The sequence below is a fragment of the Rhizobium sp. Leaf306 genome (assembly GCF_001423425.1).
Classification (GTDB): Bacteria; Pseudomonadota; Alphaproteobacteria; order Rhizobiales; family Rhizobiaceae; genus Neorhizobium; species Neorhizobium soli.
In genome coordinates this window covers 684,383-705,129 of record NZ_LMNX01000002.1, presented here as the reverse complement: position 1 = coordinate 705,129, position 20,747 = coordinate 684,383, and the positions used below count along the sequence as shown (strand labels likewise).

General features: G+C 61.0%; 20 protein-coding genes. 13 read left to right on the top strand and 7 right to left on the bottom strand.

The genetic code is table 11. From position 1 onward, the window contains the following. Positions 1–19: 19 nt before the first annotated feature. Positions 20–406, bottom strand: coding sequence for a DUF971 domain-containing protein (locus ASG19_RS11170; RefSeq protein WP_062456535.1), 387 nt, complete (start codon positions 404–406; stop codon positions 20–22). 210 nt (positions 407–616) lie between these two features. Here ASG19_RS11170 and moaA point away from each other — a divergent pair, with 210 nt between their 5' ends. Beyond that, the gene (gene moaA, locus ASG19_RS11165; protein WP_092661124.1) at positions 617–1,603 is read left to right on the top strand and encodes a GTP 3',8-cyclase MoaA; all 987 of its coding nucleotides are present in this window, start codon (positions 617–619) and stop codon (positions 1,601–1,603) included. A 77-nt stretch (positions 1,604–1,680) separates the two neighbouring features. Here the strand turns inward: moaA and ASG19_RS11160 are convergent, their stop codons facing one another. Further along, positions 1,681–4,242, bottom strand: coding sequence for a methyl-accepting chemotaxis protein (locus ASG19_RS11160; RefSeq protein WP_062456529.1), 2,562 nt, complete (start codon positions 4,240–4,242; stop codon positions 1,681–1,683). Positions 4,243–4,470: 228 nt separating this feature from the next. On the opposite strand from ASG19_RS11160, the gene ASG19_RS11155 reads away from it, so the two are divergent. From ASG19_RS11155 to mobB, 3 genes are read left to right on the top strand one after another with little or no spacing between them, the layout of a single operon-like run. Beyond that, positions 4,471–5,403 carry a DMT family transporter gene (locus tag ASG19_RS11155; protein WP_062456526.1) on the top strand — a complete coding sequence of 311 codons (933 nt, stop codon included), beginning with the start codon at positions 4,471–4,473 and terminating at the stop codon, positions 5,401–5,403. Beyond that, positions 5,400–6,026 (top strand): molybdenum cofactor guanylyltransferase MobA, encoded by a 627-nt coding sequence (mobA, locus tag ASG19_RS11150; RefSeq protein ID WP_082476288.1) that lies wholly within the window; start codon positions 5,400–5,402, stop codon positions 6,024–6,026. Before ASG19_RS11155 ends, mobA begins: the two co-directional genes overlap by 4 nt. After that, entirely contained in the window at positions 6,023–6,541 is a 519-nt protein-coding gene (gene mobB / locus ASG19_RS11145) for a molybdopterin-guanine dinucleotide biosynthesis protein B (protein ID WP_062456524.1), read from the top strand. Before mobA ends, mobB begins: the two co-directional genes overlap by 4 nt. Positions 6,542–6,590: 49 nt before the next feature. Here mobB and ASG19_RS11140 read toward each other — a convergent pair whose 3' ends face one another. Continuing rightward, positions 6,591–8,915: an OmpA family protein gene (locus ASG19_RS11140; protein ID WP_062456522.1), complete on the bottom strand. Its 2,325-nt coding sequence runs from the start codon at positions 8,913–8,915 to the stop codon at positions 6,591–6,593. Positions 8,916–9,236: 321 nt separating this feature from the next. On the opposite strand from ASG19_RS11140, the gene ASG19_RS11135 reads away from it, so the two are divergent. The 9 genes from ASG19_RS11135 to ASG19_RS11095 all read left to right on the top strand — a co-directional run bounded on the left by ASG19_RS11135 (position 9,237) and on the right by ASG19_RS11095 (position 17,748). Beyond that, on the top strand, positions 9,237–10,016 hold the full coding sequence (locus tag ASG19_RS11135) for an ABC transporter substrate-binding protein (RefSeq protein WP_062456519.1): 780 nt from the start codon (positions 9,237–9,239) through the stop codon (positions 10,014–10,016). Positions 10,017–10,138: 122 nt separating this feature from the next. Beyond that, positions 10,139–10,921: an ABC transporter permease gene (locus ASG19_RS11130; RefSeq protein ID WP_062456516.1), complete on the top strand. Its 783-nt coding sequence runs from the start codon at positions 10,139–10,141 to the stop codon at positions 10,919–10,921. Further along, entirely contained in the window at positions 10,918–11,748 is an 831-nt protein-coding gene (locus ASG19_RS11125) for an ABC transporter permease (RefSeq protein WP_062456514.1), read from the top strand. Before ASG19_RS11130 ends, ASG19_RS11125 begins: the two co-directional genes overlap by 4 nt. Positions 11,749–11,803: 55 nt before the next feature. Next, on the top strand, positions 11,804–12,619 hold the full coding sequence (locus ASG19_RS11120) for a class I SAM-dependent methyltransferase (RefSeq protein WP_156466482.1): 816 nt from the start codon (positions 11,804–11,806) through the stop codon (positions 12,617–12,619). A gap of 173 nt (positions 12,620–12,792) precedes the next feature. Then, entirely contained in the window at positions 12,793–14,241 is a 1,449-nt protein-coding gene (locus ASG19_RS11115; protein WP_156466481.1) for a hypothetical protein, read from the top strand. A gap of 124 nt (positions 14,242–14,365) precedes the next feature. After that, positions 14,366–14,929, top strand: coding sequence for a DinB family protein (locus tag ASG19_RS11110; protein WP_062456505.1), 564 nt, complete (start codon positions 14,366–14,368; stop codon positions 14,927–14,929). A gap of 3 nt (positions 14,930–14,932) precedes the next feature. Beyond that, positions 14,933–15,343, top strand: a complete 411-nt coding sequence (locus ASG19_RS11105; protein ID WP_062456502.1) for a CopD family protein — start codon at positions 14,933–14,935, stop codon at positions 15,341–15,343. 176 nt (positions 15,344–15,519) lie between these two features. Continuing rightward, positions 15,520–16,392: an NAD(P)-dependent oxidoreductase gene (locus ASG19_RS11100; RefSeq protein WP_062456498.1), complete on the top strand. Its 873-nt coding sequence runs from the start codon at positions 15,520–15,522 to the stop codon at positions 16,390–16,392. Between the two features lie 168 nt (positions 16,393–16,560). Next, complete coding sequence (locus tag ASG19_RS11095; RefSeq protein WP_062456495.1) at positions 16,561–17,748, top strand: GAF domain-containing sensor histidine kinase; 1,188 nt, start codon at positions 16,561–16,563, stop codon at positions 17,746–17,748. A gap of 40 nt (positions 17,749–17,788) precedes the next feature. Here ASG19_RS11095 and ASG19_RS11090 read toward each other — a convergent pair whose 3' ends face one another. The 4 genes from ASG19_RS11090 to ASG19_RS11075 all read right to left on the bottom strand — a co-directional run bounded on the left by ASG19_RS11090 (position 17,789) and on the right by ASG19_RS11075 (position 20,734). Beyond that, on the bottom strand, positions 17,789–18,844 hold the full coding sequence (locus ASG19_RS11090; RefSeq protein WP_062456492.1) for an alpha/beta hydrolase: 1,056 nt from the start codon (positions 18,842–18,844) through the stop codon (positions 17,789–17,791). Between the two features lie 116 nt (positions 18,845–18,960). Next, positions 18,961–19,452 carry an Lrp/AsnC family transcriptional regulator gene (locus ASG19_RS11085; RefSeq protein WP_062456489.1) on the bottom strand — a complete coding sequence of 164 codons (492 nt, stop codon included), beginning with the start codon at positions 19,450–19,452 and terminating at the stop codon, positions 18,961–18,963. Positions 19,453–19,502: 50 nt separating this feature from the next. Further along, positions 19,503–20,156: a uracil-DNA glycosylase family protein gene (locus ASG19_RS11080; protein WP_244476142.1), complete on the bottom strand. Its 654-nt coding sequence runs from the start codon at positions 20,154–20,156 to the stop codon at positions 19,503–19,505. After that, positions 20,150–20,734, bottom strand: a complete 585-nt coding sequence (locus ASG19_RS11075; RefSeq protein ID WP_082476287.1) for a thermonuclease family protein — start codon at positions 20,732–20,734, stop codon at positions 20,150–20,152. Before ASG19_RS11075 ends, ASG19_RS11080 begins: the two co-directional genes overlap by 7 nt. Positions 20,735–20,747: the final 13 nt, after the last annotated feature.

Below are 20,747 nucleotides of genomic sequence, written 5' to 3'. Positions count from 1 at the left end.
CTTTGTTTTCGCAATCGCTTTAGCGCGGCTGCGTGACACTATCGCGGCTCAGTCCCTTGGCCGCCAGATCATTTTCGTAACCCTGGAAAAGCGCGTCGCCCTCGGTCCCGAGCTCGCGTAGATAGCGCCAGGTAAAGATACCGCTGTCATGGCCGTCGTCGAACGCGATGCGGACCGCATAATTGCCGGTCGCGACCACGTTGCGTATGCCCACAAGGCGCTTTCCCGGTACCGTCACCTTCTGGTCCGGGCTGTGGCCCTGAACTTCTGCGGAAGGCGAGAGCACGCGCATCATCTCGGCGGACAGGGCGTAAGACGCGCCGTCTTCAAAGCGCACGGTCAGTGTTCTCTTGTCCGGCGAAACCCGCAATTCTGTCGGCCAGCTGTCGTTGGGTACGTCGGTCATGTTTCTCTTCCAATTTGAATGTCTCACGATTATGGACTTCGCTCATGCCTCGCAAGCCCGTTCGCCGGGAACGGTCCATCATCACGTTAAGGAGTACAAACCTTGACGTTGCCCCGGATCGGACCCAAGTTCTGGCGTCAGGAGTATTTACCCGTGAATTCATTCGTCATACCGCCACTGACTGCCGGCCCTGCCGCGACCAACGCACCGATGATCGACAAGTTTGGTCGCGCGGTCACCTATCTGCGTGTCTCGGTCACGGATCGCTGCGACTTTCGCTGTACCTATTGCATGGCGGAAAACATGACGTTCCTGCCGAAAAAGGACCTGCTGACGCTGGAAGAGCTCGACAGACTCTGTTCGGCCTTCGTCGCAAAGGGCGTCCGAAAGCTTCGGCTAACCGGCGGCGAACCTTTGGTGCGCAAGAACATCATGTATCTGGTCCGCTCGATCGGTCGCCACATCGAAGAGGGCAATCTCGACGAGCTGACGCTGACGACGAACGGCTCGCAGCTCGCCCGCCATGCACAGGAACTCTACGATTGTGGCGTGCGCCGCATCAACGTCTCGCTCGATACGCTCGATCCCGACAAGTTCAAGGCCATCACGCGCTGGGGTGACTTCTCCAAGGTCATGGAAGGCATCGATGCGGCGCAGAGGGCGGGCTTGAAGATCAAGCTGAACGCGGTCGCGCTCAAGGATTTCAACGAATTCGAGATCGCCGACATGCTGCGCTTTGCGCATGGCCGCGGAATGGACCTGACGGTCATCGAGACCATGCCGATGGGCGAGATCGAGGAAGACCGCACGGACCGCTATCTGCCGCTGTCGAAGCTGCGCGCCGATCTCGAACAGCAGTTCACGTTCACCGACATCCCCTACAAGACCGGTGGCCCTGCCCGCTATGTCGAGGTCGCCGAAACCGGTGGCCGCGTCGGCTTCATCACGCCGATGACGCATAACTTCTGCGAAGGCTGCAACCGCGTCCGCCTGACCTGCACCGGCACGCTCTACATGTGCCTCGGCCAGAACGACGCTGCCGATCTTCGGGCAGCGCTGCGCGCATCGGACGATCCGGCCGTTCTCTCGGCGGCGATCGACGAGGCGATCTCGCGCAAGCCAAAAGGCCACGACTTCATCATCGACCGCAACAACCGCCCGGCGGTGTCGCGACACATGAGCGTCACCGGCGGGTGATGTAAACGAAGCAAAGTCAGATGTGAAAAGAGCCGGCTTGAGCCGGCTCTTTGCATTTTGGGACTGCAGCGATCGCCTCAGGCGACGTCGCGTCGCTGCTGATCGCGCCGGTCATAACTGCCCATGCCGAACTGGGCATGCGGTTCGCGGGTCTTGAACCGCTCGATCTTTTCGGAGAGAACGCCGACCCGTTGGCGCAGGCCGTGGATCTCGGCATTGTTTTCTTCCACCATCGCGGCGTTCCGCTGGGTGATGTGTTCCACTTCCTGAACCGCGCGGGTGACTTGGCTGATCCCCGTCGACTGTTCCTCGGCAGCATCGGAGATCTGCGTCACCAGTTTGCGCACGTCGGTCACATGGGCGATGATCTGCGAGAGCGCGCCACCTGTCTCTTCAACCAGGTGCACGCCATTGGTCACCTGGGCGGAACTTGCCGAGATCAGCCCCTTGATTTCCCGGGCAGCACCTGCGCAGCGTTGCGCCAGTTCGCGGACTTCCTGCGCGACCACGGCAAAACCGCGACCCGCCTCACCTGCGCGTGCGGCTTCGACACCGGCATTGAGCGCAAGCAGGTTGGTCTGGAAGGCGATCTCATCGATGACGCCGATGATGGTTGCAATCTTCTCCGACGACCGGCTGATCTCGCCCATGGCGCCGACAGCGCGTGCCACGACCTCGCCCGAACGCACCGCAAAAGCTTCAGTCTCGTTGACGGACGTCGAGGTTTCGCGAGCGCTTTGCGCTGTTGCGCGGACGATGTCGCCGAGATGGCGGAGCGCACGTGAGCTCTGCTCGAGTGCTGCCGCCTGCTGCTCGGTGCGCCGGGCAAGGTCGTCGGCGGATGCCGCAAGATTGCCGGTGCCGCCTTCGATCTCGTCGGCCGTGGAACGGACGTCGGCAAGCGTGCCGCGCAACTCTTCGACAGCGCGGTTGTATGTGCGGGCCATCTCGATGAAATCCTCGGGCAGGTTTTCATCCATGGTCTGCTCCAGGTCGCCTTCGGCAAGCTGGCCGAGAACGCTCGAGAGAGCGGTCAGCGCCTGACGCTGTTCGGCGGCAATCCGGGCGCGTTCGCTTGTGCGGCGGTCCGATTCGGCGCTCGAAAGCTCCCGTGCCGACGTCGCCTCTTTTTCCAGCCGGATATTTTCCAGCGCCGAATCGCGGAACACGCTGACCGAACGCACCATGTCGCCGATCTCGTCGCCCCGCTCGCGGCCTTCGATCTTCACATCGAGATCGCCATCGGCCAGACGCTTCATGATCTCGGTGACGCGGCGCAAAGGTCCGCGCAGCGTCTCAACCAGCATGAGGCCGCCGGCGATGGCAAGCAGCGTGCCCGCCACCATGGCGATCACGGATACGGTGGCCGAACGCTCGCTGTCCGCCTTGCCGACCTCCTGCGCCTGCGCCACGAAGTTCTTGAGGCCGGCCATGCCTGCCGTCAGCGTTTCTGTCGCCTTCGTGCGTGCCGCAGTCCATTCACCCGCGTTGACAATCGTCGTCGCCGTGCTCTTGTCCAGCGCGCTCAGCAGTGTCGCAAGGGTCGGTCCAAAGTCGCGGGTGGCGGCATTGCGTGAATTGAGTTCGGAGACTTTTGCGCTTGTTGCCCTCAGCGCCACGATGTCGGCAATGATATGCGAACGTGCTTCATCGGTCGGCACCGTCATGAAACGCTCGGCATGCAGCTGCATCGCGTTCGAAATCTGGAGCGACTGGTCGATCTGGTCGAGAACGCTCTTCAGCACTTCCACCTCGCCTTCGAGATCGACGAAACGCTCGGCTGCGTCACCGGATTTCTTCGTCACTTCGGCGGCAAGTTCCCCCTGCGGTCTCATGAAGGCACTTGTCGCAATGCGCAAAGCCTGGGCCTTGTCGGCAACCGGCTTGTCGCTGGCGATGACGGCCAGAAGTTGATCGGCCGACTGCTCGATCGGCGCCATGGCCGCCTTGCCGTTGGACGACAGCATCGGAGCGACGATCGCGAATTCCTTTTTGAGCGTGTGGCCGTAAAGCTCCGCGCCCTTGACGGTGGCTTCGTCGGTTTCGGAGGCCCGCACGGCATTGCGCAAATTTTCCAGCCGACGCGCGACGGATCGATACGCGTAGGCTTCAAACAGCTGCCGCTTGGCGAATTTCTCTTTGCCGTCAAACTGTTTCTGGATGATCTCGACCTGCTTGTCGACGCCGTTGGAAGCATCGCGCACGCCTTTGAGGATCTGATTGATCTCCTCGACATTGCGCTTGCGCGTCTGTTCGATCGCCCACAGCCCATCCGTGTCGGCCGAGAGCTTAGCCGCAAGCTCGCGGACAACGGCTATCCGGTTACGGTCACCCTCGGTCTGCAACAGCCCTTGCAACCGGCCGACGCCGTCTGCCTGACGCGCGATACTGGACCGCAGGGTCGCGACGGTCTGATCCGACGGAGCCTCGGTGAATGCCTGAAGCGATGACTGGAGATCTTCGAAATCGCCGATATTTTCGATCGTGGCACGCGTCACGGTCATATGACCGTTCAGCGTTTCGGCCGTATAGAAGCCAGCCATTCCCACGCCTGCAATCAGAAGCACCAGTGGCACGACGAAGAGAAGAACCTTGGTGACAATTTTGCGTCTTTGAAGCAGACGATCGACGAATGACATGGAACCCCCGGGTTGTTGAGTAGCCCCCGGCTCCGCTGTTCATTCGCGGGTTATCCAGCAAGCGCCCCCACGTCATGCGGGTAACATTGCTGCACACAATCTGCAAATTCGGTTGAACAAGCGTTAACTCAAGGACGTCCGAGTTGCGATTTCGCAAGAACGGGGACATGTGGCTGCTGGCGGACCGTTTGAAGCTGCGTTAAGACGGCGCGGTCCCGAGGAGACATCATGAGTCTGTCCGAAAACGCACGCGGCGCCCTGGTTATGGCGTTCGCCATGGCGGCATTTACCTTCAACGACGCTTTGGTCAAATCCGTTACGTCAGAGCTCAGCATTGCACAGATCATTGCCGTGCGCGGGGTCATGACCACAACCCTCGTCTATTTCATCGCGCGCCACCTTCGCGCGTCGATTTCGCTGAAAACGCTGAGCCATCCCCTCGTCCTTTTGCGAGGATTTTGCGAACTCGGCGCCACCCTTGCGTATTTCACCGCGCTCGCCCGGCTCGAATTTGCCACCGCTGCCTCCATCATGCAGTCGCTGCCACTGGTCGTCACGCTCGGCGCAGCACTCATTTTTCGTGAACCGGTTGGCTGGCGGCGCTGGAGCGCGATCGGGGTCGGGCTCGTTGGCGTCCTTCTCATTCTGCGCCCCGGCGCGGAAGGCTTTTCGGCGGACGCGATCTATCCGCTCATCGCTTTATGCTTCACCGCCTGCCGCGACCTGACGACCCGGCGGATCAGCGCCGAAATCCCGACCATCAGCATCACCTTCTTCACGAGTTTCGCCAACACGCTTCTCGGCATTATCCTGATCATGCCGATGGGTGGCTGGCAACCGGTAAGCGCCGGCACCTTCTCCATTCTCGTCCTGACATCGCTCCTGGTTTTTGCGGGTTATCAGACCGTGATCATGGCGATGCGCACGGGAGAGGTCTCGTTTGTGACGCCGTTCCGCTACACGAGCCTGATCTGGGCTCTGGCGATCGGGATCCTGTTCTTCGGCGAGGAGCCGAGCGGCAGCATGCTTGCGGGAGCGGCAATCGTTATCGGCTCCGGTCTCTACACGTTCGCGCGCGAGAAAAAGAGGAAGCAGCAGGTCGCGACCGCCGCCGACGTCGCCCCGCCCGGCTCCACGCAGACGAGAGAAACGGGCCGATGATAACTGCCTCAAACGATCTCCCGGCTCTCATTCTCGCCGGCGGCCGATCCAGCCGGATGGGGCAAAACAAGGCTGATCTGCCGCTCGCCGGAAAGACGATCCTCGGCCATGTCGTCGATCGGCTCGCGCCTCAGGTGATATCGATCGTTCTGAATGCGCCCGAAGCCTCAGAGGATCTCTCCGGGCTACGTCTCGTTCCCGACTTGAGACCGGGCCAGGCCGGCCCGCTCGAAGGCGTCCTGGCCGGTCTTTTCGACCTGCAGGCGCAGGACACCGATGCGTCCCATCTGGTGACGGTCCCCTGCGACAGTCCGTTCCTGCCGCTGGATCTGGTGGCACGTCTCAAAGCCGACGCTGGCCCTGAAACCATTGCCGTCGCTACGTCGGATGGTCGCACGCATCCCGTTTTCGCGCTCTGGCCGAAGTCGATCGCCGACGATCTCGAACACTGGCTTGTCGATCCCGACAACCGTCGCCTCAGGGCATTTCTGGATCGCCATTCGACGGTCTATGTGGATTTCCCAATTCTCGACATCGGCGGCGAAATGCTCGATCCTTTTCTCAATATCAACACTCCGGAGGATCTGGCCTTGGCCAAGCGCTTCACCGAGGCTCTGAGATGACAGTGCCGCCCCGTGTCTTTGGAATTGCAGGCTGGAAGAACTCCGGCAAGACTGGTCTTGCCGTGCGACTGGTGACGGAGTTCACCCGCCGCGGCTACAAGATCTCGACGATCAAGCACGCCCACCACGATTTCGACATCGACAAGGTCGGCGCCGACTCGTTCCGGCACCGTCAGGCCGGCGCGCATGAAGTGACGATCGTCTCCGGCACCCGGTTTGCCATCATGCACGAGCTGCGCGGCGATCCGGAACCCAGTCTGCAGGACGTTCTCGATCGTATCGCGCCCTGCGATCTGGTGCTGATAGAGGGCTACAAGCGCGAGCCAGTGCCCAAGATTGAGGCCCGCAGGCTCGAATCGAAAAGCCGCGAGCCACTGGCTCCGACCGATCCGCATATTGTTGCCATCGCTGCAGATCATGCGGTGGAGGGTACGTCCCTGCCCGTCTTCGATCTCGACGACACGGTCGCCATCGCGGATTTCATCGCGGACGTCGTTTCTCTCCCGCAGAAATGAAAACGCCCGGATAAACCGGGCGCTCTCTGATCAACTCTGGTGAACCGTACTATTTCGACGCAACCGGCTTTACCAGCGCCGTGATGCGGCGGATGGTGACGCGGCGGTTTTCCTGGTTCGGTCCGTCGGTGCGAACCTTCAGGTAGCGTTCGCCGTAGCCCTGGGTCGCCAGGTTTTCCGGCGGGATGCCGTAAGCGTCGGTCAGAACGCGGGCAACGCTTTCCGCACGCTCGTCGGACAGGACGAGGTTGGCGTCATCCGCGCCGACGGCGTCGGTATGGCCTTCGATCAGGAAGGTTTCAGCCGGGTCCTTCTTCAGCACCTGGTTGATCGCATCCGCAACCTTGCGCAGCGAGCTTGCCTGGTTCATCGGAATTTCGGCACTGCCTGTTGCAAAGGTGACCGTATCCAAGTCGATACGACGAACCTTGTCGCGGATACGGGCCGAGTAGCGAACCTCATCCAGCGAATAGACGCGCTCGACCTGTTCGACCGGCGGCTGTTCGAGGAACTCGTAGTAGTTCCGGTCAGGCTCCGACGACGTGTCGATGATGTAGTCGTCGAGCGGAACGTCGAGACGCATCGGCGGCAGGTCGTCACCCGGATCGCGCCAGGTGTAATCCGCACCGCGGTTCTGTTCCGACAGTTCCGGCGCATAGTAGAGCACGTATTCCTCGCCGCCGCGCACGATACGCGACCGCTGGACGATCTCGCCGTAACGGTTGCGCACGGTGACGATCCGGGTGCCGTCGTCGCGCTCGATCACTTCACGTACACGACCATCGCGCAGACGCTCGTATTCCGGCTGGCGACCGTCTTCTTCGTAGAAGCGGCGGCTGTCGTCGTGGCGCACGACCGACTGGTTGTCGATCGAGATGATCACGCGGCCACGATCCCTGCCGCGATCGTTACGACCGACATCCTGGCCGTCCTGACCCCGATAATCCCAGCCACGCGGGCGATCGAACTGTGGACGACGGTCGAGCCGTTCGCCGCGCTCTTCGGACAGTTCGCGGAAATTGCGCCTCTGGTCGGCTGTCTCCCGGGTGTTGGACTGGGAATCAGCGTCGGAACGTGGTGGTGCACGATCGGCCTGCTGGGCATCGCGGTCGCGGTCGCGGCGCGGACGCTCACCATCGCGGTCCGGACGACGCGGACGTGCATCTTCCTTGGCGCTGTCGAGCACCGCTGCACCGTTTTCGACCGGCAGGGTCGGCTGTTCGCCGCGCTGCGCAGACTTCGGATCCTTCGCCAGTTCCTTGGCGCGCTCCACCTTGTCAGGCGTATCGGCAACCTGCGGCGGCCGCGGACGGCCGTTTGCGGGCTGATCGGTCTCCGGCTGATTGCGATCGGCCTGGTTGCGATCGGGACGATCACGGCCGGGCTCGTTCGGATTGGCCTGATCGGCATCACCAGGACGACGGTTGTTCTGGTCGCGATCGGCTGGGTTACGGTCAGCCTGATTACGGTCTGGGCGAGCCGCGTCTGGCTGCGTTGCGGTATCCGGACGGGTCTGGTCGCGCTGGTTGCGATCCTTGGCGTCGCGCGGTGGCGTAGCCCCGTTCTCAGCGTCGGTGTCGCGAGCATTGCGTTCCGCAGCCTTCGGATCAACCTTGGGGTCGGCCTTCGGATCTACCTTGTTACGATCGCCCTGCGCGCGCGGACGCTCAGGCGACTGTTCATCGCCTGCCTTTTCGCGCTGCGGACGAGCCTGATCCGGATCGGCCTGGTCTGGCTTTGCACGATCAGCCTGTGCCTTTTCAGGCTTGGCCGGCTTTGCATCGTCCGGCTTTGCCCTGTCGGCAGCATCGGCCTTGGACGGATCGGCGCGGTCACGGGATGGCTTCGGGCGCTCGCCTTCGGCATTGGAACGGTCCGCTGCAGGCGGACGCTCCTTGGCATCGCTTCCCTGCGCTTCACGGCGCGGGCGTTCGCCTGCTGCAGGAGCATCCTGCTGACGCTCGGCATCGCGGCGCGCTGGCTTCTTCTGCTCGGGCTCGCCCTGTTCAGCCTGCGCGCGGCGTGCTGGACGCTCGCTTGCGCCGCCGTTGTCTTCAGCCTGCTGGCGACGCTGCGGGCGCTCGCTGGCACCGCCACCGTCTTCCGCGGCCTGGCGACGCTGCGGCCGCTCTGGCTTGTCTTCGCCCTGGCCTGCTTCGCTCTTTTCGCGGCGCGGACGCTGCGGCTTTTCGCCACCACCATCTTCAGGCGCGATGACTTCCTGCTGAACCTGGATGAAACCTGGTACCGAGGCCGGAGCCTGGTTGACTTCGATGGCGGCCTTCAGCGGCATGGCACCAACCGGCTGCAGCATCAGCGGCAGCGACAGCACCGGCGCAGCCACGCTGGCAAACAGTCTGAATTTTTTAGACATGCAATCTTCCTCTTCTCAAGCGTCTCTTCCCTTGGCGCATCCCGTATTATGCATCGTTCGAAAGAATGACCTCGGGCTGACGCGCCGGCTGAACGGGTATTCAACCGATATGGTTCCGCAAAGACTGTTCCCAACCACATGAATGACAACTGAATGCCGCGTTCACCTCCCGCGAGGTGTCATCAGGCAGGAAAATGCCGTTGCAATTTCCCGTTGGCCGGTATCTATAAAACGTCAGACGGGGCGAGCTGGCCTTAAGCCCCGCAACCCGGATGGCGTATGAATTCAACGCCGCCGGTCTTGCCAACAGAGAGGATCATTATGACTATGTCCCGCCTTTTCGCAGCTGCATCCATCGCGGCTGTATCGCTTTTTGCCGGATCCGCGCTTGCCCAGGAAAAGCTCACGATCGGCACCGAGGGCGCTTACCCGCCCTTCAACGTTCTCGAATCCAACGGCAATCTGACCGGTTTCGACATCGACATCGCCAAGGCGCTGTGTGACGAGATGAAGGTCACCTGCACCTTCGTCACCAACGACTGGGATGGCATCATCCCGGCGCTGCAGTCGAAGAAGTTCGACGCTATCATCGCCTCCATGTCGATCACGCCGGAGCGCATGCAGCAGGTTGCGTTCTCGAAGAAATATTACAACACGCCGCCGGCAGTCGCCGTGCCGAAGGATTCGCCGCTGAAGGATGCGACCGCGGCCTCGCTCAAGGGCAAGACGCTCGGCGCCCAGGGTTCGACCACCCACTCGAACTACACCGAAAAGCATTTTCCTGATTCCGAACTGAAGCTCTACCCGACGTCTGACGAGTACAAGCTCGACCTCACCAACGGCCGCATCGACGGCGTTGTGGACGACATCGTCGTCCTGTCGGAATGGGTGAAGTCCGAAGCCGGCAACTGCTGCAAGATCCTTGCACCGCTCCCGGTGGATGCTGAAATTAATGGCGAAGGCGCCGGCATTGCCGTGCGCAAGGACGAAACGGCACTGGCCGACAAGTTCACCGCCGCGATCGCCGCGATCCGCGCCAACGGCAAATACGCCGAAATCAACAAGAAGTATTTCGACTTCGACGTGTACGGCGACAAGTAATCGTCTATACGCCGGAATATGAACGGCGGAAGGCTTGCCCTTCCGCCGTTTTCCTTTTTAATGACACCTATGACTGAAGCGGCGCCTTAAAAGCCGCATGGGGAACGAACCGGAATGACCCTATGAGCGGATGGCTCTCCGCCCTCTTCGATACGCTCGACCCGTTTTGCGGCCCGGCCGGCATCTTTACCTGGCTCGGCCAAGGTTCCCTGATTGCCTGCGGCGACGCCGGATGGGGCGACGAGATCGCCTTTGGCGTCAAGGTGACGATCACGCTGGCCTTGGCGACCCTGCCGGTCGGCCTCGTCATCGGCTTTCTGATCGCGCTCGCAGCACAGTCTGAGGAACGGCTGCTGCGGCTGGCCGCCGGCATCTACACGACGATCTTCCGTGGCCTTCCTGAATTGCTGACGCTGTTCATCGTCTATTACGGCGCCCAGATCCTTCTCCAGACAGTGCTGTCGACCTTCGGCTATGACGGCCGCGTCGAGATCAACGCCTTCGTGGCTGGGATGGTAGCTCTCGCTGTCGTGTTCTCCTCCTACTCGTCGGAAGTGCTTCTCTCTGCCTTTCGCGCCATCCCGCGCGGCCAGTATGAGGCCGGCGATGCGCTTGGCCTTCGGCGCTGGCGCACGATGTTCCTGATCGTCCTGCCGCAGCTCATCCGCATCGCGCTGCCGGGCCTCACCAATCTCTGGCTGATCTTGCTGAAGGATACGTCCTATGTCTCGGTCATCGGCCTTGCCGATATCATCCGCCAGACAGGCATTGCCGCGCGCGTCAGCCGTGAGGCGTTCTTCTTCTATACCATCGCCTGCCTTCTCTATCTTGTGCTTGCGATGATCTCCTCGTTCGGACTGGGCTTCATCGAACGCTGGGCCAAACGCTCGGGAGTATCGCGATGAGCTTTGTGAAAGAGCTGATAGCGCCACGCCCTGCGCCCGCCGTCGTCGCGAGGCCGCTGACCGCTGCCAAGGTTGCGGGCATCGTCGTTCTTGTACTCTGGGGCCTGCTCGCAGCAGCGTTGGTGATGATGGTCATCAACGGCTGGGATACGGCCAAGTTTGAGCGCTATGGGCCGCGCTACCTCAACGGCCTGTGGACGACCATCTCGATTGTCGGCATCTCCATCGTTCTCGGCGCGCTGCTTTCGCTGCCGATCGCGTTCGCCCGCATGTCGAAGAACCGCGTGCTCAACACGATCGCCTACGCCTACGTCTATCTGTTCCGCTCGACGCCGCTGCTCGCACAGCTCTTCCTCATCTATTACGGTCTCGGCAGCTTCCGGGCTGAACTGGAATCCGTCGGTCTATGGTGGTTCTTCCGCGAAGCCTGGTATTGCGGGCTGTTTTCGCTGACGATCAACACGGCCGCCTACCAGGCGGAAATCCTGCGCGGTGCCATCGAAAGCGTGCCGCGCGGCCAGCACGAGGGTGCCGCAGCTCTCGGCATTTCCAAGCGCATCACGCTGCGCAAGGTCATCCTGCCGCAGGCACTGATCGTCGCACTTCGCCCTTACGGCAACGAAGTGATCCTGATGATCAAGGGCTCCGCTGTGGTCGCCATCGTCACCGTTTTTGATCTGATGGGCGAGACGCGCTATGCCTTCTCGCGCACCTTCGACTACCAGACCTATCTCTGGGCGGCGATCTTCTACCTGACGATGGTCGAAGCGCTGAGGCACCTCTGGGCATTCATGGAAGCCCGCCTGACCCGTCACCTGAAACGCTAGTCCAGATTGCCAAACGGCGCTCCGCCCCTTAAAGCGCTTCGCAACGAAAAGGATGATGGCGATGACGAAGATCGACGAGGAAGCTTTGGCCGAGGCCTACAACCGCGCATTGGCGCTGGAAAAGGCCGGCGACATCGACGCGGCGGTAAAAGCCTACGAAGACGTGCTGGCAATCGACCCCGAGGATCACGGCGGCGCAGCAGTCCGCATCGCCTCGATGGGACGCGGCGAAACGCCGCCGAGAGCGCCGGACGCCTATGTCGAAACCCTGTTCGACCAGCATGCCGAAAGCTTCGAGGACATCCTTGTCGAACAGCTCGGCTACGCCGTGCCCGTCATCCTGCGCCAGCGTCTGCAGGAACTGAACCTTGGCCCGTTCAAGCGCATGCTCGATCTCGGCTGCGGCACCGGTCTCACAGGCGGGACCCTGCGCGACATGGTGGACGACATCACCGGCATCGATCTTTCCGAAAACATGGTCGAGATCGCCCATGAGAAGGATCTCTACGAAACGCTCTACGTTGCGGAAGTCGAGGACTTCCTTGACGACAACGACGACGAGCCTTTCGACCTCGTCACCGCAACCGATGTCCTGCCCTATCTCGGCGCGCTTGAGCCCCTGTTCTTCGGCGCTGCCGAAAACATGGTGCCAGGCGGCCTGTTCGCCTTCTCGTCCGAAACGCTCCCCGCATCCGACACCACCCCCTACCGGGTCGGCCCCCACCAGCGCTTTGTCCACTCGGAATCCTACATCCGCTCGCGGCTTGAAGAGACCGGCTTTACGGTCGTGGAAATGACCGAAATCAATGTGCGGATGCAGGACGGCAACCCGAGCCCGGGACATCTGGTGATTGCGAAGTTGATGGGCTGAGCCCCTAAACTGGACGGTTCGTCGAGTCATATTGACATTCCGTATAAGTTGCGCAAATCTTACCCAATCAACCGATAATAGCATTCGGATTGATTGGGGGGATTGCTATGGATGCCACGTCTTGGACTGGGCTGCTGGATAGCCCCTTCTCAAAATTTTCGTTTTTGAGCGGCTTGTTTTCGAGCATTGACTGGATAGCTCTCGTCATCGCCCTGCTTGGCCCGCTCCTCATCTTCGCAGCTCGAAACGAAGTGCGCTTGCGCCGGCTGCGACAGATCCAGGATTTCTACGTCAACTTCAGCAGTGAAAAAGGCAGTGCCTCAAACACCGTAGCTTCGCGGCTCGGGACCAATCCATCCTTCGAATTCGTCCGCTCGAAATACACGGCCGATCTGGTTTTTCCGGAGAAGGACAAATTCGATGCACTCCCGGAAGCGGACAAGCTGCGGCAGTTTATCAGTCTCGCGGCAAAGGGCCGCGTGACATTCGCGTATCGTCTGTTCCTGTCGTCGCTGGGGTTTGTCCTTCTCAGTTATATCGGCTTCCACATCTTCATTTCCGCGATCTGCTGCGGGCTGCAGATCTCCGTTCAGTGCCCTGTGCCCGGTCTCGTCGGCGGTGACACCTCCTCGAAGCTTATCGTGATAGGGTCGCTCGCCTTTATCGGCGCCTACATTTCCTCGGCACGGACCCTTCTAGCCCGCCTCGCTGTGTTCGATCTTTCGTCGACCACATTTCTGAGGATCACCATCGAAAGCCTGGCATCGGTTCTCTTTGCGGCGATATTGTTCGCAGCCTTCCCGGACCCACTCGGCGGCATCGGACGTGTTCTGACTGGCGGGGCAACCTCAGGTGCCGAAACCACGGGCCAATCCTTGCCGCTCACATGGATAGCACTCGCGCCGATGCTCGGGCTGCTCCCGCAGAGCTCGACCAAGTTCCTCTTCGTCAAGCTCCAGCAGATCTTCACCTGGGTCAAGGTGAGCGACGACCGCTTCGTGTCCATCACCCCGATCGTGTCGCTCGATGTGATCAACGGCATCGATTACGAAATCCGCTTCCGGCTTGAAGACTGCGGCATCTACGACATCCAGAACCTTGCCACCTACAATCCCATCCTCCTTCACGTCGAAACGCCGTTCGGGATCTATCAGTGCATCGACTGGGTCGCCCAGGCGCAGCTCTGTCATATCGTCGGCCTCGAGCGGTTCCTGGCTTTGCGGGAGTTAAACATCCGGACGATCTTCGACCTCGAACGCGCAATCGACAGCGTCGATTCTCCGGAAGAATTCGACGACATCTACATGAGCATCCTCATGTCGCCGACCAGCAACCTGCGCAGGCTTGCTGACATCGCGAAAATGAACTTCATGATCATGGACGGTACGAATGCCCGCCCGGTCTCGGTGGACGAATACGCCAAGTGGGCCCGGGAGCGGGTCAGCAGCGAGCCGAAACTGATCACGAAAGCCGCCGAACATCTGATGACATGGATTTCGGACGATCTGCACGTCCGCCGCCTGCGTCGGTTGTGGAACGACATTGCTGACAGCCTCGAGCCAGGATCCTCCTACTTCCGTGATTCCAAGCGCAATCCCCAGAACAAAAAGCAGGAAACGTAAGATCCAGCATCGGATACTGTCTAGGCATTGAGCTCCCCCCGTTCATCATCGGAGCAGCCACATCAACTTCCATCTTCTCATCTCCGTGCCGAACGGCTAAACCAACTTCGAAATGGAGGTGGCGATGGGGCCGCAGCGCTATATTCTCACCCAGGCCTATAACAATGCCTGGGCCAATCACCGGCTGCTCAAAGCCTGTGCCCTGCTGTCGGCCGCGGATCTTGACGCGCCGCGGCAAAGCTTCTTCCCGTCGATCATCCACACGCTCAACCACATCCTCACGGTGGACTGGCTTTACGTCGGTGCGCTCGAAGGGCACTGTCCCGGCGCTTCGGCCTTCGAGCCGCAGATACCCTTCCCCGCTTTCGCCGATCTCGACCGGGAACAGCGCGCCGTCGATCGTCGCCTGATCGATCACTGTCGTGGCATGAGCGAGGCCGATCTTGCCGGTGAAGTCCGCATCCCGCGCAAAAGCCATGTCCAGGTGGAGCGAGCCGATCGAATTCTGCTGCACCTCTTCCAGCACCAGATCCATCATCGCGGCCAGGTGCATGCGATGCTGTCTTCCACCCCTGTTTCCCCACCGCAGCTCGACGAGTTCTTTCCGTCGGACCCGCAGGAACAGGCATTGCGCGCAAAAGACTTCGCCGAACTCGGCTTTACCGAATCCATGATCTGGAGTGACTGACCCATGCTGTATTTCGTTCTCAAAACCCTGCACCTCATCTCCGACTTCCTGCTGATCGGCGGCATGCTGGTGAACGCCTTCGTCATCTCCATGGTGCCCCCGACGATCCGGGTCGGCGTCATCCAGTCGCTGCGCAAATACGACCGCACCGTCACGACCGCAGCCCTTGCCGGCGCCTGGATCTTCGGCCTCTGGCTGGCGATCGGTTACGTCGGCTTTTCGGGTGGCTGGCTTCACGCCAAGTTCGTGCTGGTGATCCTGCTTTCCGCGCTGCACGGCATGCAGGGGGCGGCCATGCGCAAGATGGCGGCCGATCCGAAACGCGATCCGAACGCCTTCGTGCGTCTCGGCATGCCAATCATCATGATCTGTCTCGTGCTGATCGTGGCGCTCGCCGTGATCAAGCCGTTCTGATCAGAAGAAAGACCCTGCTCTGCACGACGGTATCACCGAACCAATTTCCAACGCGCCGCAGCCGGCGGGTGGAGCGTCGTGACAGGTCAGCTAGTTAGGCTGGCGAGCGCTTTGCCCTTCCCGTCGGCCTTGCTTTGTTCTAATCCTCGCATCACAGCAATTCAGGGAGTTCCGGCATGGCGAAAGTGGCATTCATCGGTCTTGGCGTTATGGGTTTCCCCATGGCAGGCCACCTGAAGGAAAAGAGCGGCCACGACGTCACGGTCTATAACCGCACCGCGTCCAAAGCTGCCGAGTGGGCAAAGAAGTTCGGCGGAGCCACCGGTGCAACGCCAGCCGAAGCGGCAAAAGATGCCGATTTCGTCTTCATCTGCGTCGGCAACGACGACGATCTGCGCCAGGTGACCACAGGTGAGAACGGCGTTCTCTCTGGCATGAAATCCGGTGCGATCCTGATCGACAACACGACGGCCAGCGCCGAAGTCGCCCGTGAACTGGAGACAGCCGCCGGCGAAAAAGGCATCGGCTTTATCGATGCACCGGTTTCCGGCGGCCAGGCGGGCGCCGAAGGCGGCGTGCTGACTGTCATGTGCGGCGGCGATCAGAAAACCTTCGACACGGCAAAGCCTGTGATCGAGGCCTATGCCCGCATGGTCGGCCTGATGGGTCCGGTCGGCAGCGGCCAGCTGACCAAGATGATGAACCAGATCTGCATTGCCGGCGTCGTCCAGGGCCTGGCGGAAGCCGTGCATTTCGGCAAGCAGGCAGGCCTCGACATCGAGACCGTCGTCGGCGTCATCTCCAAGGGCGCGGCCGGATCCTGGCAGATGGAAAACCGCCACAAGACGATGGACCAGGGCAAATACGACTTCGGCTTTGCCGTCGACTGGATGCGCAAAGATCTCGATATCGTCCTCACCGAAGCCCGTCGCAACGGCGCAAACCTGCCAATGACCGCACTGGTCGACCAGTTCTATGCTGAAGTGCAGGCGATGGGCGGCAAGCGTTGGGACACGTCTTCGCTGCTGGCAAGGCTGGAGCGGAAGTAATTCATCGATACGACAGCAGTCGTGGCGACGGCCCGTTGACATTGGCCGTTGCTCTATCCTTAGCTACAGCAGACTGGTGCAAACCCGGACGCGCGGCTACATCCTTGCGACGCCCCACGGGTAGAGGGTATTTTGGAGGACCAAGGTCAGCCGGATTGGTGAATATTGATGGCGCATGACTTTCAGGACGACATAGACGCAGTCCAGCGTATCGGTGCCGTACCAACGATCCTTGATGTTGTCTGTCGCGCGACCGGGATGGGATATGCGGCAGTGGTTCGCGTCACGGAGGATCGGTGGGTTGCCTGCCAGGTTCTCGACAACATCCATTTCGGCCTCCCGGCCGGAGGCGAACTGCCGGTCGAAACGACGCTCTGCCACGAAGTCCGGCAATCGCGCGACGTTATCGTCATCGACAACGTCGCCGAAGACCCTGTTTACTTCCAGCATCAAACCCCGAAGCTCTACGGATTGAAGAGCTACATTTCCATGCCTATCATCCTGCCGGATGGCCGTTATTTCGGAACCCTGTGCGCCATAGATCCCAAGCCGGCAGCGCTCAACAATCCGCTGGTGGTTGGAACATTCAAGCTGTTTGCCGAACTGATTGCCTACCATCTGGAAGCCGACGAGAAGCTCGATCGGGCCAATGCAAGTCTGCTCGATGCGGAAGCGACGGCTCGGTTGCGGGAACAGTTCATCGCAGTCCTCGGCCACGATCTTCGAAATCCCCTTGCGTCGCTCGACGGCGGCATCAACATCCTGCAGCGCGAAGCGCAAAGCGAGCGGTCTACCAGGGTGCTCAACATGATGCGCGGCAGTATCCTGCGCATGTCCGGCCTGATCGATAACGTCATGGATTTCGCCCGCGGAAGGCTTGGTGGCGGTCTGGGTCTACGCAGGGAAGCAGATCGTCCGCTTGGCCCCACACTGATGCAGGTCGTCTCGGAAATCTGCTCTGCCCATCCAGAGCGGCAGATTGACGTCGAGATAGAGCTGCCGGGCCTGTTCGATGTCGACCATGACCGCCTTGCGCAGATGTTCTCCAACCTTCTGGGCAACGCGATCACCCACGGCTCTACAGAACATCCGATCCGCATTCTGGGAACGGTCGAAGGGGACGAACTGAAATTGGAAATCGCCAATGCCGGAACCGCGATTACCGGCAAGGCGATCGAAAAACTGTTCCAGCCCTTCAGCCGCAGCGATGCGGGCACCCATGATCAGGGTCTAGGCCTTGGCCTCTACATCGCGTCGCAGATCGCCAAGGCGCATGGCGGCCATATCGATGTCACCTCTGATGATACCCAGACGGTGTTCACCTTCCGCATGCCGGCAATCGTGCCGGAAAGCTGATCAGGAACCGCGTTCACTGAAGCGAACGCGGTTCCCAGTATCAGGAGCGATCATTCAGCCCGTCGAGCAGCGCCTTGTGGAACCGGTCCGGATCCTGGATCTGCGGGGAATGGCCGAGATCGTCGAACTCCACCAGCTTCGCCCCGGGGATCGATTCCGCCGCCTGCTTGCCGAGCTTGGTATAATCGCCGAGCGATGCGGCGATCGCCTTGCTGGCGCGGTTAGCGCCCGGAGCCGTCTTGTCCGTCGTGCCGATGATGAGCAGGGTCGGCGTTTTCACCTGCCCGAACTCGTGGACAACAGGCTGGGTAAAGACCATGTCGGAGGTCAGCGCCTGGTTCCAGGCCACCTGATCTCCTCCCTCGCCCGCAGACATGCCGGCGCTCATCTCCACCCACTTGTCATAGTCCGGCTTCCACTGGCCGGAATAATAGAACTTCTGCTGGTAGGCCTTGATGCTCTCGAAGCTGGTCTTCTGCTCACCTTCGAAGGCCGTCGAGATCGACTGGTAGGGCACGCCCTTCGCCTTCCAGTCTTCGAGACCGATCGGGTTCACCAGAACCAGCTGCTCGGTAAAGTCCGGATACATCAGCGCAAACCGCGTCGCCAGCATGCCGCCCATCGAATGACCAACCACCGTCGCCTTGTCGATACCGCGCGCGTCGAGCAACGCTTTGGTGTTTTGCGCCAGTTGCTGGAAGCTGAATTGATACGCGGCCGGCTTGCTCGACTTGCAGAAACCGATCTGGTCGGGTGCGATCACCCTGTAACCGGCGCCGGTCAGCCGACCGATCGTCGCCTCCCAGGTTGCCGCACAGAAATTCTTGCCGTGCAGAAGCACCACGGTGCGCCCGTTCGGCGTCTCAGGGGCGATATCCATGAAAACCATTTCCAGCGGCTGGCTGTCGCCTGCGGCCGCGGCATCCGGCCTCTGCCCCGCCACGCTGAAGACTTCGGTCTTGAACGGATACTCGAAGCCTTCCAGCCTCGGACCATAGGTCGGGTGCTCCGAGGACACGCCTTGCGCCGCACCGAGGCCCGGCAGGGCTAAGGCGGCAGCAACGACAACGATAGAACGTAGGAATGGCGTGGGCATCAGGTCTCCTTGAGGCTCGCGCCCGGCACATGACATGCACCGGGTCACACGCTCAAGGTAGGTCCGGCCTCATTAAGGGCAATCGAAAACAACAGCCCTGTGAAGCGCCTTGACCATCAGTCGCTGTCGCCGGACTTCTGGTTGTCGAGCAACATGTAGTCGAGCGGCAGTTCGGTCGTGTACTTGATCTGCTCCATGGCGAACACGGAGGACACGTCCCGGATTTCGATCTTGGCGATGAGGCGCTTGTAGAACGCGTCATAGGCAGCAATGTCGGGGACGACCACGCGCAGCAGATAATCGACGTCACCGCTCATGCGGTAGAATTCAACCACTTCGGGAAAATCCACCACCACTTCGGAAAACCGCTTCAGCCATTCGATCGAGTGGCTTGCGGTGCGGATGGAGACAAACACCGTGACCTTTGTATTGACCTTGACCGGATCGAGCAGCGCCACGCGGCGGCGGATCACGCCGTCCTCTTCCATCTTCTGGATGCGCCGCCAGCACGGAGTCGTCGACAGTCCGACCTTCTTTGCGAGATCTGCAACGGCGAGCGTGGAGTCTTCTTGCAGTATGCGCAGAATCTTGCGGTCCAGGCGGTCCATCAAACGTCCTTTCGAAATGATTTTCCGTTATATACCCGAATATCGCACAGTTAAGCGAAATTTGTTCCCCGCACCAGGCTATCCACATGATGCCGAAGCACTGGAATAACCTCTGCCTCGAACCACGGATTCTTGCGCAGCCAACCGGTATTGCGCCAGCTCGGATGAGGAAGAGGAAGAATGCGCGGTCCCTCGTTGGCAAAGAAATACTGCCGCCAGTTCATGACCGTTTCTGTCATGCTCGGCTTGCGCTGCGATCCGAGATGCCATGCACTCGCATACTGCCCGATCACGAGGATCGTGTCGATCTGCGGCATTGCCGCCATCACTTGGGCGCGCCAGGCCGGCGCACATTCCTTACGCGGCGGCAGGTCGCTGCCCTTCGCGTCATAGCCCGGAAAACAGAAACCCATCGGCACGATCGCAAGGCGCCGCGCATCGTAGAACTCCTCGCGCGTCACGTCCATCCAGTCCCGCAGGCGGTTGCCCGAGGCATCGTTGAACGGCAGACCGCTCTCGTGAACCCTCAAGCCCGGCGCCTGCCCGGCGATCAGCAACCGGGCGGTGGCAGACAGCACGGCAACCGGCCGCGGCTCGTGCGGCAGGCGGTCCGCTTCACCTTTCAGTGGATGATCGCGACAGATGCGACACTGCGCGATCGAGGCCGCGAGGGACGCGATGCCAGCCGGATCGCCATTCACCACGAAACCGCAGCCTTCAGCCGGTCGAACATCTCGCCTACGCGATCGACAAGCGCCGTTGTACCCGCGTCGTCATCCATCGCCCCCTTCGCCGCCCGGTACGCTTTCGGCCTCTCGAACGGTCCGGCCCAGATCCCCTCGCCTGCACCCTTCGCGGCCGCCTCCTCGCGTCCGTAACCACCGGATGCCACAGCCATTCCCTGGCGCACCATCTCGCCGTTAATGTCGAGGTCGCCGCGGCGGCAGGAGACCAGAACGCGCCGGTAGCGATCGCGCGCGTCGCCGCGGCACTCGGTCATGGAACTGGCCGCAAGCTTCGACAAGGCTTCGCGAGCCGCATCGCCGCAGGCCCACTCTGCGCCCTTGCCATCGCCACAGGTCTGGCCAGCCTCCGGCGCATCGATATCGACAAGCCGAAGCCGCTCAGCACCGGCGGCCAGCGTGTCGCCATCGATCGCAAAAAACGGACCGTTGATCGCGTTTCCCTGCCCGATATCGAACTTGGCGATGATCAGCGAGCCCAGAAAGATGAACGCCGCCAGGAACACGGCGTCGCGGCCTATTTTAACGATACGGGTCACATTTGAGCCTTAC

Bases quoted from the DNA above. Each gene is read 5' to 3' on its own strand.
- ASG19_RS11125 (WP_062456514.1), top strand. From the start codon at position 10,918: ATGAGCTTTGTGAAAGAGCTGATAGCGCCACGCCCTGCGCCCGCCGTC.
- ASG19_RS11130 (WP_062456516.1), top strand. From the start codon at position 10,139: ATGAGCGGATGGCTCTCCGCCCTCTTCGATACGCTCGACCCGTTTTGC.
- mobB (WP_062456524.1), top strand. From the start codon at position 6,023: ATGACAGTGCCGCCCCGTGTCTTTGGAATTGCAGGCTGGAAGAACTCC.
- ASG19_RS11160 (WP_062456529.1), bottom strand. From the start codon at position 4,242: ATGTCATTCGTCGATCGTCTGCTTCAAAGACGCAAAATTGTCACCAAG.
- ASG19_RS11135 (WP_062456519.1), top strand. From the start codon at position 9,237: ATGACTATGTCCCGCCTTTTCGCAGCTGCATCCATCGCGGCTGTATCG.
- ASG19_RS11105 (WP_062456502.1), top strand. From the start codon at position 14,933: ATGCTGTATTTCGTTCTCAAAACCCTGCACCTCATCTCCGACTTCCTG.
- ASG19_RS11120 (WP_156466482.1), top strand. From the start codon at position 11,804: ATGGCGATGACGAAGATCGACGAGGAAGCTTTGGCCGAGGCCTACAAC.
- ASG19_RS11155 (WP_062456526.1), top strand. From the start codon at position 4,471: ATGAGTCTGTCCGAAAACGCACGCGGCGCCCTGGTTATGGCGTTCGCC.
- ASG19_RS11090 (WP_062456492.1), bottom strand. From the start codon at position 18,844: ATGCCCACGCCATTCCTACGTTCTATCGTTGTCGTTGCTGCCGCCTTA.
- ASG19_RS11100 (WP_062456498.1), top strand. From the start codon at position 15,520: ATGGCGAAAGTGGCATTCATCGGTCTTGGCGTTATGGGTTTCCCCATG.
- ASG19_RS11085 (WP_062456489.1), bottom strand. From the start codon at position 19,452: ATGGACCGCCTGGACCGCAAGATTCTGCGCATACTGCAAGAAGACTCC.
- ASG19_RS11110 (WP_062456505.1), top strand. From the start codon at position 14,366: ATGGGGCCGCAGCGCTATATTCTCACCCAGGCCTATAACAATGCCTGG.
- moaA (WP_092661124.1), top strand. From the start codon at position 617: ATGATCGACAAGTTTGGTCGCGCGGTCACCTATCTGCGTGTCTCGGTC.
- ASG19_RS11140 (WP_062456522.1), bottom strand. From the start codon at position 8,915: ATGTCTAAAAAATTCAGACTGTTTGCCAGCGTGGCTGCGCCGGTGCTG.
- ASG19_RS11170 (WP_062456535.1), bottom strand. From the start codon at position 406: ATGACCGACGTACCCAACGACAGCTGGCCGACAGAATTGCGGGTTTCG.
- mobA (WP_082476288.1), top strand. From the start codon at position 5,400: ATGATAACTGCCTCAAACGATCTCCCGGCTCTCATTCTCGCCGGCGGC.
- ASG19_RS11095 (WP_062456495.1), top strand. From the start codon at position 16,561: ATGGCGCATGACTTTCAGGACGACATAGACGCAGTCCAGCGTATCGGT.